General features: G+C 61.6%; 11 protein-coding genes. 6 read left to right on the top strand and 5 right to left on the bottom strand.

The window, feature by feature from the left end:
- Window positions 1-57 precede the first annotated feature (57 nt).
- The 3 genes from ACFT1A_RS14350 to ACFT1A_RS14340 all read right to left on the bottom strand — a co-directional run bounded on the left by ACFT1A_RS14350 (window position 58) and on the right by ACFT1A_RS14340 (window position 2,762).
- Window positions 58-591 (bottom strand): hypothetical protein, encoded by a 534-nt coding sequence (locus ACFT1A_RS14350; RefSeq protein ID WP_378447532.1) that lies wholly within the window; start codon window positions 589-591, stop codon window positions 58-60.
- Between the two features lie 168 nt (window positions 592-759).
- Entirely contained in the window at window positions 760-1,626 is an 867-nt protein-coding gene (locus ACFT1A_RS14345; protein ID WP_378447531.1) for an alpha/beta hydrolase family protein, read from the bottom strand.
- 71 nt (window positions 1,627-1,697) lie between these two features.
- Window positions 1,698-2,762, bottom strand: a complete 1,065-nt coding sequence (locus ACFT1A_RS14340) for a LacI family DNA-binding transcriptional regulator (protein WP_378447530.1) — start codon at window positions 2,760-2,762, stop codon at window positions 1,698-1,700.
- Between the two features lie 410 nt (window positions 2,763-3,172).
- Here ACFT1A_RS14340 and ACFT1A_RS14335 point away from each other — a divergent pair, with 410 nt between their 5' ends.
- Window positions 3,173-4,774, top strand: coding sequence for a N,N-dimethylformamidase beta subunit family domain-containing protein (locus tag ACFT1A_RS14335; protein ID WP_378447529.1), 1,602 nt, complete (start codon window positions 3,173-3,175; stop codon window positions 4,772-4,774).
- Between the two features lie 86 nt (window positions 4,775-4,860).
- Here the strand turns inward: ACFT1A_RS14335 and ACFT1A_RS14330 are convergent, their stop codons facing one another.
- A complete protein-coding gene (locus ACFT1A_RS14330; protein ID WP_378447528.1) occupies window positions 4,861-5,547 on the bottom strand; it encodes a nucleoside/nucleotide kinase family protein in 687 nt (228 codons plus the stop codon).
- A gap of 124 nt (window positions 5,548-5,671) precedes the next feature.
- On the opposite strand from ACFT1A_RS14330, the gene ACFT1A_RS14325 reads away from it, so the two are divergent.
- The 5 genes from ACFT1A_RS14325 to ACFT1A_RS14305 all read left to right on the top strand — a co-directional run bounded on the left by ACFT1A_RS14325 (window position 5,672) and on the right by ACFT1A_RS14305 (window position 11,743).
- Window positions 5,672-6,265: a TetR/AcrR family transcriptional regulator gene (locus tag ACFT1A_RS14325; protein ID WP_378447527.1), complete on the top strand. Its 594-nt coding sequence runs from the start codon at window positions 5,672-5,674 to the stop codon at window positions 6,263-6,265.
- A 45-nt stretch (window positions 6,266-6,310) separates the two neighbouring features.
- A complete protein-coding gene (locus tag ACFT1A_RS14320) occupies window positions 6,311-7,189 on the top strand; it encodes a crotonase/enoyl-CoA hydratase family protein (RefSeq protein ID WP_378447526.1) in 879 nt (292 codons plus the stop codon).
- Between the two features lie 14 nt (window positions 7,190-7,203).
- Window positions 7,204-8,847 (top strand): AMP-binding protein, encoded by a 1,644-nt coding sequence (locus tag ACFT1A_RS14315; protein WP_378447525.1) that lies wholly within the window; start codon window positions 7,204-7,206, stop codon window positions 8,845-8,847.
- 81 nt (window positions 8,848-8,928) lie between these two features.
- On the top strand, window positions 8,929-10,482 hold the full coding sequence (locus ACFT1A_RS14310) for an acetyl-CoA hydrolase/transferase family protein (protein WP_378447524.1): 1,554 nt from the start codon (window positions 8,929-8,931) through the stop codon (window positions 10,480-10,482).
- Window positions 10,483-10,519: 37 nt separating this feature from the next.
- Window positions 10,520-11,743: a PucR family transcriptional regulator gene (locus tag ACFT1A_RS14305; protein ID WP_378447523.1), complete on the top strand. Its 1,224-nt coding sequence runs from the start codon at window positions 10,520-10,522 to the stop codon at window positions 11,741-11,743.
- Here ACFT1A_RS14305 and ACFT1A_RS14300 read toward each other — a convergent pair whose 3' ends face one another.
- Window positions 11,744-12,571, bottom strand: coding sequence for an SDR family oxidoreductase (locus ACFT1A_RS14300; protein ID WP_378447522.1), 828 nt, complete (start codon window positions 12,569-12,571; stop codon window positions 11,744-11,746).
- Window positions 12,572-12,601: the final 30 nt, after the last annotated feature.

Raw genomic sequence — 12,601 nt, 5'->3', positions numbered from 1 at the left:
CAGTACACGATTTCCGTGTACTGCCCCAGCTGTCGTTCAGCTGTCCTTCAGGGCCGGTTACGCGCCGACGAGATGGCGATGAAAGTGATCGCTGCGTCGGTGTGCCTGGCTGAGATTCCTGATCTCACGCAGCCAGAAGTGAGACGCCAGTGCGTTATCGCTTCCATAGCCGGTGCCGGACGTGTCCTCGTCGATCAGGGCGACAAGCGCCTTGATCAGGCTGGTGACCTTGAGGTTGTTGGTCTGAGAATGTCGGACCAGCAGGTCGGCAGCTTCGTCGGAGCTGCAACGGTAGAGGGTGCAGACGATTTCGATCCCGCGCTCGCGGATCCGGCCCGAAGTTGTCGGGATCCGTAGACCGTTTGTCGAGTTGCTGTTCGTCTGGTTGTTCGTGTTGTCGGGGTGAATCATGGTGTTGATCAAGGTATTCCTTTGAACCACGCAGGTTTTGGACCTGTGCGGTGTGTAGCGCATGTTGATACTGGTGCAGTCGGTACGCGATTGGCGGCGGACTCCGTCGGAGCCTTCGGCCTGGTCAACAATCTGCGGGACTGATGAAAGTGCGTAGTGATCAAAGGCGCGGATTTGCACCGAACTGGAAGTCTGCCCCTGGAACGAATACTGGAACCGTTGTTCCGGGCGAAGCGACCGGCTGCCTGACTGACGGCTGCCCTCTGATTACCCCACCGTACGTCATCGATGCGGTTTCAGCTAATTCTTTATCGGGCGATCGTGATCACAGCGCGTGCTTTTACCTGCTCAAGAGGCGTTTACATGGTCGATTATTGCTTGCTTGGTGATAGCCCAGGCGTTGGTTGTCGGGTTCCCGAAGTCGCCGTGGCCGACTCCGGGTAGTTCGATCAGATCGACCGCATCGCCTGCTGCTCGGGCGGCACGGGTATAGCGTCGGCTCTGTTCGATCGAGACGACCTTGTCGCCGAGTCCGTGGATCGCCGTGACCGGGAGGTCGGTGGGGAGGTGTTCGATCGGTGATGCGATGCGATAACGGTCCGGATGGTCGACGGGCATGCCGCCCAGAAGATTTCGAACAAATCGATCTTTGCCAGCGGTTGCGGCGAGCGTCATGTCGAAGACGCCGGCCATGATCGTTGCCGAGCGAACCGGCACGGTGAGCTCTGGTTCCGGAGCGTCTGCACCCTGCTGTGATCGCGACGCGACCCAGGCGGCAAGTTGCCCGCCCGCGGAGTAGCCGGCGATGTGTACACGGCTCAAATCCAGTCGCCCGGAAGCTCTTTCCTGAACAACGCCGGCCAGGGCGTTGGTAGCCGCAACGGTATCGGAGAGTGTGGTCGGCCAACCGCCCTGGCCGCCTACGCGCCTGTATTCGATGTTCCAGACCGCAATTCCGTACGGGGTCAACGTTTTTGCCCACGCACCCGCGTATTCGAGATTGCTTTTCTGAGCCCAACCGCCACCGTGGATCAGGACAACGACCGGCAGGTCGCCGTCGGATCCGGTTGGAAGATACAGATCGCCGAACGTGTCTGCGGTTGCGGAGTAGGCGATGCGTACGGGAGCGACTTCTCGGTCGAGACCTGCCGCACTGCTGACAGACAGGAGGAGAGTGAGAACACAGGCGAATGCTGTGGCGAGGTACCCGGCCAAGCGGTCGCGGGAGCGGTGCGCGATGGCTTGATTCCTCTCGGCGTGTGACGGACGATATTTCGGAAATCAGTCTATCGGTGCCGAGTGAATTCATGGGGTGAGCGAAGTGCCGTGCTTGCTCGTATGCGTAGTTCGCTACGCGTGTGGGTCGGCGCAGTGGGTTCATCGCCGTTGATCAGTGCAAGAAGTGCATCCACCGCCGACGCTGCTTGTTCTTCGGGGAAGAAATCGAGTGCGGTGATCGGGGGATCGGAGATCAGTAGAGCGGGCTCGTCGCTGTCCTGGGCGATCAAGATGCTTCCGGGAATTGACAGGCCGAGATCGAGCGCCGCTCGAGCAGCGGCGGGGGCGCAGCCGAGGATGACCGAGAGAATCGCGTCAGGTGGGTTCTCGGATGACAGTGCTTTGTGGGTCGCCGCGTATGCCGCGGAGACGAGTTGTTCGACGGAATTTACGCCCTCGAACGACGGCAGTTCGTCGGTGGCTCGGGGCGACACGCCGCGGGTGCGGCACCATTCGAGGTAAGCGATGGTCGTTGCGCGAGTCCACGCCGAATCCATTCCAGGATGCAGGACGAGGATATCCGTTGCGCCCTGTTCGGTCAGGTGGTTCAAGAGCGTTTCGGTAGTGGCGACGAGATCCGGCGAAATGCTCCATCCGAACTGCTCGGGATTGCCGGGACCCACTGCGACAGACGGTATTCCAAGTTTTTTCAAGATGTCGACCCGTGGGTCGTGCATCACCGGGTCGACGACGATCACACCGTCCATCTCGATGCGCCGCAGTCCGTTCGGGTCTTTCATCGACGGCAACAGTAGGAGTGAGTGATCGGCGCGGAACGCGGCTTGCGTGGCGGCGGCCGCTACGCGTCCGTACCAGTCGAAGTTGAGGTATTCGGCCGAGGACAACTCGTCCGGTGCCGGGAGCATCAGCCCGAGGGTGGAGGTTCGGCCTGTTCGGAGGCTCTGTGCCGAGCGGTTGGCTCGGTACCCCAGCCGGTCGGCAACCTCTTGAACTCGGGCCCGGGTCGCCGAATCAACTCGACCTTTGCCGTTGAGTGCGTAGGAGACCGTCGATACCGCGACTCCCGCAGCCGCCGCTACGTCGCGAAGCGTCGGGGAGTTGGGTGTGGACATCGGGGCCGGTCCTTCACTTGCTGGTCGGTTTCTACTCAAGAGTAACGCCCAATCGTCAGGTGTTGCCTCACCTTGTGGACGTTTGTCTAGAAAGACTGCCTCGTCGAATCGTTTCACCGCAGCGCTTGACAGTGCTGAAACGTTTCGGCACGCTCAGTGGGTGCGGAGGTAAACGTCGAATGAAATTCGGGTTGACCCCGGCACCTCACCCAAGTCCAAGCGCATATTCGCGATAACGCACGGAGTCACTTCATGACCGACCACACCGACCTTCGAAGGGTGAACACAATTCCCGCCAGGTATGCGACGGTGCAAAATCGATGGTTTGCAGCTCCTCTGGTCATTGGATTCGCGGTAAGCGATATTCGTGGTCTGCGGGTTCGTACCCACTCGATCGAATTGGCTTCGGCGTGAGCGAATACGCATGGTCGGTCCCCGGTGGTTTGGTCGAACGGCCGGGGATTAGTCCGGGAGAGCCGGAGATCTGGGTCTACGCCGACAAGTTCTCGTACTTCGCCGGCGAGACTGTCTCCATTCGAGTGCACACCACCGCTGACGAATACGACCTCGAAGTGGTGCGAGACGGCGCGCGTCCGCAGAGCATCGTCAAGTACCTCGGTCTACCGGGAAAACAGCAGTCGACGCCCGACAACGCCTATGCGGTTGGTTGCGATTGGTCGGAATCCGTTGCCTTCACAGTCGCCCCGAACTGGGCGTCGGGGATGTACTTGATCGTGGTCCGAATGCGCCATGAAGGTGTGGTCGTGGAACGGGAGGGTTTCTTCATAGTCAAGGCGCGTGAAGCCGACCACGCCGACTTTGTTCTCATTCACACGACGAGCACGATGTTGGCCTACAACGACTGGGGTGGGGCAAACCAATACCGGGGTGTTCCGGACGGTTCCGGCGACGTGGCGACACCGATCTCCTCGACGCAACGTCCCATTGCGCGAGGTATGTTGCGCAAACCCGAAGGCGCAGCGCGTAATACCCATACCGATACGCCGGGAGTTGGATGGATTCCGCGTCACCCGCCGTACGAGTGGGCCTGGGTGAACGGCTACTCGCGCCACCACGCTGACGCGTTCTGGGCCACGTACGAGCGACCCTTCACGGTGTGGGCGGAAGAGCAAGCCTTTCTTGTGCACCACGTCACCCAGCATGACCTGCACGAGGATCCTTCAGTACTGCAAGGGTATTCATGCGCCGTCGTCGTCGGCCACGACGAGTGCTGGTCGTGGGAAATGCGTGACCGTATCGACGCCTTCGTCGAAGGCGGAGGTTGCTTGGCGCGATTCGGCGGGAATTTCCTGTGGCAGATACGCATCGAAGGTGAGACGCAGGTCTGCTACAGGGACCCTTTCGAGGATCCGATGCGAGAGGTCGACCCGACCCGGGTGACAACTGCGTGGGATTCGCCCAGGATCGACCGGCCAGGTGCATGGACTATGGGATCGACCGGCATGGCGGGCGCCTACAGTCGTTACGGCGCAACAACTCCCAGGTCTTCCGGCGGGTTCACGGTGTATCGCCCTGACCATTGGGCGTTGAACGGAACCGATCTGTACTACGGCGACAACTTCGGAAACTCCCTCTGTATTGCCGGTTTTGCCATGGACGGTGTGGATTACACGTTCAGGAAGGGTCGGCCGTACGCCACCGGAGTCGACGGTGCACCCGAAGATTTGGAGATCATCGCGATGGCGCCAGCGGTAGCCGGTTCACGGGACAGGTGGAACGGAACGAGTCCGATCGGTGCACCCTTGGCGGCCGCGCGGGGAATCGTCGAATGCTTTTACGGGAGTGAGCCACCCGAACATCTTCGGGAGCTCGAGTACGGATCGGGAATGGTCACCTGTCACAGCCGAGGTCGCGGGACGGTGTTCAACGCTGGTTCTGCCGAATGGGTGAACGGACTGATCAATCACGATCCCTTTACCGAGCAGATCACCGCAAACGTTCTGAATCTGTTTGCTGCGCAACTGTCGAGGTTCAACGTGGAGAACAATTGACATGATCCTCAACCGTGAATTAAATACGAACGTATGTATTGTCATTAAAAAGCATGCGTAAACTGTGTCTTTATCCCTGCGGACGGTCATTTCCGGGGTGATGCAGGATGGTGAGTTGGTTGAGGAGAAAGTGCAGGCACGATCTCGACGATCAGATCCGCGCGTGACCTGACTGCCCTGATCAGGTCGGCGTTCGGTTGATCCACCCGTTCCACCCACTCGGCAGCCGCTTCGGAACTCTTTCCGAAGCGGCTGTGGCGTTTCACCAAGCGTTCCGTGCGAGTTGCCTCCGGAACGTCGAGATACCAGACCTCGTCGAGTGCCGCACGCACGTCCGGCCACCCACCGGTCGGGAGGAGGAGGTAGTTCCCTTCGGTGACGATCAACGGTGTATGTGGTTCGACGGCGGTTGCGCTGCCGATTGATTCGTCGATCTCGCGATCGAAGACGGGTGTGTAAACGGTGGCATCCGAGGCTTGGAGTCGGCGTAGCAGAGCCGCGTATCCGCCGGCGTCGAAGGTGTCCGGAGCGCCTTTGCGCTCGCGCCTGCTCAGCTTGTCGAGTTCCCGATTGGCAAGATGAAAACCGTCCATCTCGACTATGGCGCAACGAGAACCCAGTTTCGCAGCAATTGCCTGTGACGCCGTCGATTTTCCGGCTCCCGGCGCTCCCGTGATGCCGCGTATCCGCCGGCGGTTGTCGGTGATCAGGGAATCGGCGCGTGAGGCAAGTTCATCGAGCGTCAGTGAGACGGTCGGCGGAGTGGTCTCCACGCGAAGCTCCATCCTGTATGCGGGTCGGGTTCCCCGAGCGTACGCGCGGAGCCGAGACCTATTGACAGTCTAAATGGACTGTGAAACTGTGAGCCATGCCACTCGGGAAGCTGGAGGTGTGACCGTGACTCTGCGTGATGTGCAGCGCGAAGCGACACGCCATCGAATTCTCGACGCGGCAACGGATTTACTGATTGAGGACGGGTATTCGTCGTTGACGACGCAGTCGGTGCAAACCGCTGCCGGGGTCAGTCGAGGCGCTCTGCTGCACCACTTTCCGAACATGCAGGAGTTGACTGCGGCATTGGTGTCGAACATCGTCGTGCGGAACGAGGCGGCGGTAAGGGCGGCGATGTCTCGGCAGGATCCGACGGTGGACACGATCGAGAACTCGATCTCCGCTTTGTATTCGGCGTTGACTCGGCCACCGTTTCAAGCCGAACTCGAACTGTGGTCCGCAGCTCGGACGGATCCGGGTCTGGCAGAGGTTCTCCGAGAATCGGAGCGCGTCGCCGGGCGGGATCTGCAGAGAGTTGTCCACGACGCTTTCGGTCCCGAAATTGTTGCTTCCGAGAACTATTCGCAGATTGCAGATCTGACGGTGCTGATGCTCCGTGGTTTGGCGCTGTCCCGGGCAGTGCAGAAGAGCGACGCCTCTGCGCGTCGTTCGATCAGTCAATGGGCAGGCGTCGTTCGCCTGCTCCTCACCCAGAACTAGCGCAACTCGTTCCGATCGAGGTGTGCTCTGTCGACAGGACCGATGATGACGGATTTTGCGACCCTGAAGTACGAGACCTCGGACGGTAAGGCGTATATCACGCTGAACCGACCCGATCGGCTCAACGCGATCGACGACGTGATGCCGTCGGACATTCGAAATGCGGTGGCAGCAGCCAACGACGACGACGATGTTCGCGTGATCATCTTGCAAGGTGCGGGCAAGGCGTTTTGCGCCGGGTACGACCTCAAGAAATTCGCTGAAGGAGACCTCGACGGAAAGTGGAACCAGGGCCCGGTATGGGACCCCATCAAGGACTTTCGGGGGATGAAGCAGAATACCGACGACTTCTTCACGCTCTGGCGATCACTCAAGCCGACGATCTGCAAGGTTCAGGGTTACGCAATCGCCGGCGGGAGCGACATCGCGCTGTCCTGCGACATGCTGATCATGGCCGACGACGCCCGCATCGGATACCCGCCTGCGCGCGTCTGGGGTTGCCCGACGACGGCGATGTGGGTGTATCGACTGGGAGCCCAGCGGGCCAAGCGAATGTTGTTGACTGGCGACACTATTGACGGTGTTACCGCGGCCGATTGGGGATTGGCGCTCGAAGCGGTGCCGGCCGATGAATTGGACTCGGCAGTGGAAGCGTTGGCGGATCGCATTGCCGGTGTCCCGCTCAATCAGTTGGCTATGCAGAAGATGATGATCAATCAGGCGTACGACAATATGGGGCTGCAGGGCACTCAGGTGCTGGCAACCCTGTTCGACGGAATCACGCGTCACTCCCCGGAAGGTCGCTGGTTCAAGGATTTTGCCGAGCGCGACGGATTTCACGCCGCGGTGCAATACCGCGATTCCGGGCGCAAGATTCCAGACGGAGGCGGGCCGCTCCCCGCGTCCGACACCCCTCCTCGATAGAAAGTAGATGTGAGATGAGCAGTGTTCTCGAAACGTCGTACTTCCCCGCTGACGTGTCGGACCCGATTGCGGAACAAACGGTGGGCGGGCTGCTGCGAGAGTGCGCCGCGGACTCGCCGAATCTGGTTGCAATCAGAGAAGTAGTTCCGGCGCAATCGCATTCGTTGTCCGGGGCCGCCGAAACCGATCGTACGTGGACCTTCGCGCAACTGCTGGACGAAGCGGAGGGGTGTGCGCACTACCTCTTGTCCCAGTTCGATCGCGGAGACAGGATCACCGTCTGGGCTCCGAACGTTCCGGAGTGGATGATCCTGCAATACGGCGCCGCGCTCGCCGGAATGGTTCTGGTGACTGCCAATCCGGCGTTGGGTGCGGAGGAACTCGCGTACGTCCTGTCGCAGTCCCAGTCCCGCGGGCTCTTCCACACCGGAAAGTTCCGCGGCGGTGACATGGCAGCGGTGGCGTCCGAGGCGATTTCGATTGCGGGAGAGGAGGTTCTGGCAGTCAACTTCGAAGACTGGGATCGTCAGGTTCGAGGTTGGACGGGCGAGCGAGGCGCTCTGCCGGAAGTCTCTCCCGATGACAATGCGCAGATTCAGTACACGTCGGGAACCACCGGTGTGCCCAAGGGTGCATTGCTGCATCACCGAGGTTTGGTCAACAACGCCGATTTTGTCAGCCAGAGAGGTCAATTCCCCGAACGGGGTTCGGTCGTCTCGGCCATGCCACTGTTCCACACGGCCGGATGCGGCATCCTGGTTCTCGGTGCCGCACAGCGAAGAATGTCCATCGGCCTGATCCAGTACTTCGATCCGACTGCGGTTCTCGATGCGGCAGAACGCTTTCACGCCGACGTCGTCAGTGGAGTGCCGACGATGCTGATCGCCATGATCAACGACGCCACCTTCGCCGACCGCGATTTCTCGGCGTGCTCAGTGGTCGTATCCGGTGGATCGTCGGTACCGCCCGAACTGGTCAGCACGGTGGAGTCGGCATTCGGTGCGGGATTCAGCATCGTCTACGGACAAACCGAAGCCAGTCCCGTGATCACACAGACCAGTCCGGCCGACACCCCCGAAGACAAGTCGGAGACGGTCGGCCTCGCATTGCCACAGGTCGAGGTGAAGATCTCCGACGTCGTGACCGGAGACAGCGTCCCACTCGGCGAACAAGGTGAGATCTGCGCTCGTGGGTACCTCGTCATGACCGAGTACTTCCGCAATCCAGAGGCCTCGTCCGCGACCGTGGACAAGGACGGGTGGTTGCATACCGGCGACTTGGGGACGATGGATCAACGTGGATACGTCCGGGTCACCGGGCGCCTCAAGGACATGATCATCCGCGGCGGGGAGAACATCTATCCGCGTGAGGTCGAGTCCGTGATCTTCACACATCCGAAGATCCTCGATGTGGCGGTCGTCGGTGTTCCCGACGAGGTGTGGGGTGAGCGCGTGGTCGCCGTCATCCGCTGGAAGGACGAATCCGATCAACCGACTGCCGCCGAACTGGTCGAGTTCTGCAACGAACGACTGGCGCGCCACAAGGCACCCAAGGAATGGTTCAGCGCGGAAGCGTTCCCACTCACAGGGTCGGGCAAGATTCAGAAGTATCGGATCGCGAGCTTGGTCGGCGAAGGCGTGTACGGCGTCGTCAGCTGATCGGAGTGCATAGCACGTCGGAGCGATTCTGTCTGGGTATCCCCGTAAATCGCTTCGACGTGCCGTGTTTATCCTGATGGCGTGAATTCAACCTTCGGTGAGACCGGACACAAAGCTATCTCCAACCGCATTCGCGCCACAGCCTTTGCGTCGAAGGTGATGTCCGCGTCCGACGCCGTGAAATTCATCAATCCGGATGACACTGTCGCGATCAGCGGTTTCGCAAGCGCCGGTACACCCAAGGTCGTCATTCCGGCCCTGGCCGAGCGTATTCACCAGACCCGCGGCAACGGATCGAACTTCACGATCAATCTCCTGACCGGTGCTTCGGTGTCCACCGAGACCGAAAGGCTGCTCGCCGAAGTCGACGGAATCGCGCTACGCATGCCGTATCAGTCCGAGGCCACCGCACGTCGCCGGATCAACGACGGTCGCATGGACTACGTCGACATCCATCTCTCCCACGTGGCTCAGCAGGTGTGGGAGGGCTACTACGGCAATGTCGACGTTGCGGTGGTCGAGGTCGCCGGTATCACCGAATCGGGTGAACTGATTCCCTCCGCGTCGATCGGCAACAACAAGACGTGGCTCGACGTCGCCGACAAGGTCATCCTCGAGGTCAACTCCTGGGTGCCCGAGGCGATGGAGGGTATTCACGACGTCTATTACGGCACGGCGTTGCCGCCGCATCGCAAGCCGCTCCAGATCATCCGCGTCGAGGACCGGATCGGCCAGACCACGTTCCGGGTGGACCCGGCCAAGGTGGTGGCCGTTGTCGAGACCAACTGCCGAGACAGCGCGAGTCCACTGTCTGCTCCCGACGCCGTCAGCGAGGCGATCGCCGGGCACGTACTGGAGTTCTTCGACTTCGAGGTGCGCGCCGGACGGATGCCGGCCGATACGTTGCTTCCGCTGCAGGCGGGCATCGGCAATGTCGCCAACGCGGTGCTCGGAGGTCTCGATCGCGGACCGTATCGCGGGTTGACCTGCTACTCCGAGGTCATCCAGGACGGGATGCTGAAGCTGATCAAGGACGGCACCGTCGCGCATGCGTCGTCGACGGCTTTGGCGCTCACCGACGAAGGCATCGAGGAACTGACTGCGAACATCGCCTTCTATCGCAACCACATCACGCTCCGTCCGCAGGAGATCAGTAACCACCCGGAGGTGGTGCGCAGACTTGGAATCATCGCCATGAACGGGATGCTCGAGGCCGACATCTACGGCAACGTGAACTCGACGCACGTCATGGGGACGAAGATCATGAACGGAATCGGCGGGTCGGGGGACTTCGCCCGCAACGGCTACGTGTCCATGTTCTTGAGTCCGTCGACGGCCCGCGGTGGTGAGATTTCGGCGATCGTTCCGATGGTTCCGCACGTCGACCACACCGAGCACGACACTCAGGTGTTGGTCACCGAGCAGGGGTTGGCGGATCTGCGCGGCCTGTCACCGCGGCGTCGCGCACGCCTGATCGTCGACAAGTGCGCTCACCCGGAGTTCCGACCACTCCTTCACGATTACATCGCTCGAGCCGACGCCCAACCTGGTGCCGGACAGACGCCGCATCTTCTGGGTGAGGCATTCGCGTTTCATCAGCGCTACATCGACACGGGTTCGATGCGGCTTTCCTGACGCCAAACAAGGCCGCGCACAGTGAGAGAATGCGAGGGTGAGCCGAACCGGGGTACCTGACGACGCCATACGCCGGGTAGCCGCGGCAGGGGCGGACGACGCCGGTGGCCTGCCCGTCGAACTGCTGGGCGACTTCCTCGACGTGCTCAGCGACGCTGTCTGTGACGGGAAACCGCTGCAGCGTCGTCAGTTGCACCGTTTCCGTGCCCGCGGTGAAGAAGCAGCGCAGCAGGGTGTGGCCCTGAGAGCGCTGCTCGATCTGTATCTCTCCTCGGCCTGGCGCCTGTGGCGTGAGCTTCCCGCTGTTGTTGCGGCGCAATCGGATCCGAATGCCGTCGTGGCGGCCGGCGAAGTCATGCTCCGCGCCGTCGACGACGCCGTGGCCGAATTGGCCGAAGGATTTCAGTTGGCGAGGCGATCGCTGGTTCGCTCGCAGGTATCGGCACGCCGCGAGTTCGTCGACGACTTGTTGACCGGCGGCGCTGACGTCGTCGGATTGTTGGGTCGCGCTTCAGGATTCGGTCTCCACCTCAGTGGTCCGCATGCCGTGGCAGTAGTGACCGCAGCCCGCGAGTTCACCGACGACAACCCTTTGGTGCGGGCTGTCGAACGTGCCGTTCTGGGCAGCAAAGGTGACGCCGACGCGCTGGTTGCCAGCAAGAGCGGCAAACTGGTCGTCGTTTTCGCCGCGCCGGATCGCGATGCCGTCGACCACGTGCTGGCCGGTATTCGGTCGGCTCTCGGACCAGGAACAGGCGCCGTAACCGATAACGACGGGCGAGTGCAGCTGCAGCGACGCGTATTGGACGGCAATTGGCAGATCGCGGTCGGGCGCCCGCGCGCCACAGCTTCGGGCGTGTTGGCGTCGTACCGGGAGGCACTCGACGCACTCGACCTGGCGCAGCGACTGTCGTTGAACGCACCGATCATCGACGCTCGCGATCTGCTGGTCTACCGCGTCCTGGTCAACGACAGACCCGCGGTCACCGACCTGATCCAGACGCTTCTCACGCCGCTGCTCGAGGCGCGCGGCGGCGCGGGGCCGATGATCGACACACTGCTTGCGTACTTCTCCGCCGGCGGCAACACGGCGAAGACCGCCCGAGACCTGCATCTGTCTGTCCGGGCGGTGACGTACCGCTTGGACCGCATCCGCGACCTCACCGGCCAGAACGTCAACGACCCCAACGACAGCTTCGCGCTGCACGCAGCTGTGCTTGGCGCGAAGCTGCTCGATTGGCCTGCCACCGAGCTGACCTGATCAGCTTGCGCGGGCACGCTCCTCGTAGGCAGCGCGCGCTGCGGTGTCGACATCGCCGAGAAACTGCGTCTCGACGCCGAACAGGCGGCTCAATGCCTCGTACGGTCGCCGGGGAAAGAACCCTTGCGCCTGGACGAGCAGTCCGGACGCTCGCGTAATGCGCACGCGTGGCCGAGGTTTGGTGATCAGGCCGACGATGGCTTCGGCGATTTCTTCCGGCTGAACCTCGCGGAATCCCTTCATTCCCGAAGTGCCCGAGGTGAGTTGGGTGTTGGTGAGCGTCGGCAATACGGACGAGACGTGCACTCCGGTGCCACGAACTTCCTTGCGGACCGAATCGGTGAAGCCCAAGACCGCATGCTTGGCGCCGCAATACGTCGACAAACCCGGGCAGGGGAGTTCGCCGGCAAGCGAAGCGATGTTGATGACGTGTCCGCGCCCCCGCGGCAGCATCCGCCGCAATGCGAGCTTGGTTCCCGTGATCACGCCGAGGACGTCGATCTCGATGATGCGCCTGGTCACGGTGTCGTCCTCGTCGACGATCCGGCCGACCGGCATGATGCCCGCATTGTTGACCAGTACGTCGATCGGGCCGAGTTCACCTTCGACGGTGTCGAGGAAGTCGAAGAACGATGCGGGATCGGTGACGTCGAGGCGCCCGAACGTGCGGATGCCCAAATCCTGCGCCGCCTGCATCAAAGTGCCTTCGTCGATGTCACCGATCGCGACCGTCGCACCGAGGCTGATGAGCCGCTTCGCGGTGGCGTATCCGATGCCTCGGGCGCCGCCGGTGATGACCACTACCTGACCGTCGAAAGGCTTGTTCATTTGCTCCAGCGTCTCCAAAGATAGGGGATG

This window comes from Rhodococcus sp. NPDC057135 (assembly GCF_042670865.1).
Classification (GTDB): domain Bacteria; phylum Actinomycetota; class Actinomycetes; order Mycobacteriales; family Mycobacteriaceae; genus Rhodococcus_F.
This window is presented reverse-complemented; position numbering and strand designations above follow the sequence as displayed.

Excerpts from the sequence above, each read along its gene's own strand:
- ACFT1A_RS14315 (WP_378447525.1), top strand. The coding sequence starts at position 7,204 with ATGAGCAGTGTTCTCGAAACGTCGTACTTCCCCGCTGACGTGTCGGAC.
- ACFT1A_RS14320 (WP_378447526.1), top strand. The coding sequence starts at position 6,311 with ATGACGGATTTTGCGACCCTGAAGTACGAGACCTCGGACGGTAAGGCG.
- ACFT1A_RS14300 (WP_378447522.1), bottom strand. The coding sequence starts at position 12,571 with ATGAACAAGCCTTTCGACGGTCAGGTAGTGGTCATCACCGGCGGCGCC.
- ACFT1A_RS14340 (WP_378447530.1), bottom strand. The coding sequence starts at position 2,762 with ATGTCCACACCCAACTCCCCGACGCTTCGCGACGTAGCGGCGGCTGCG.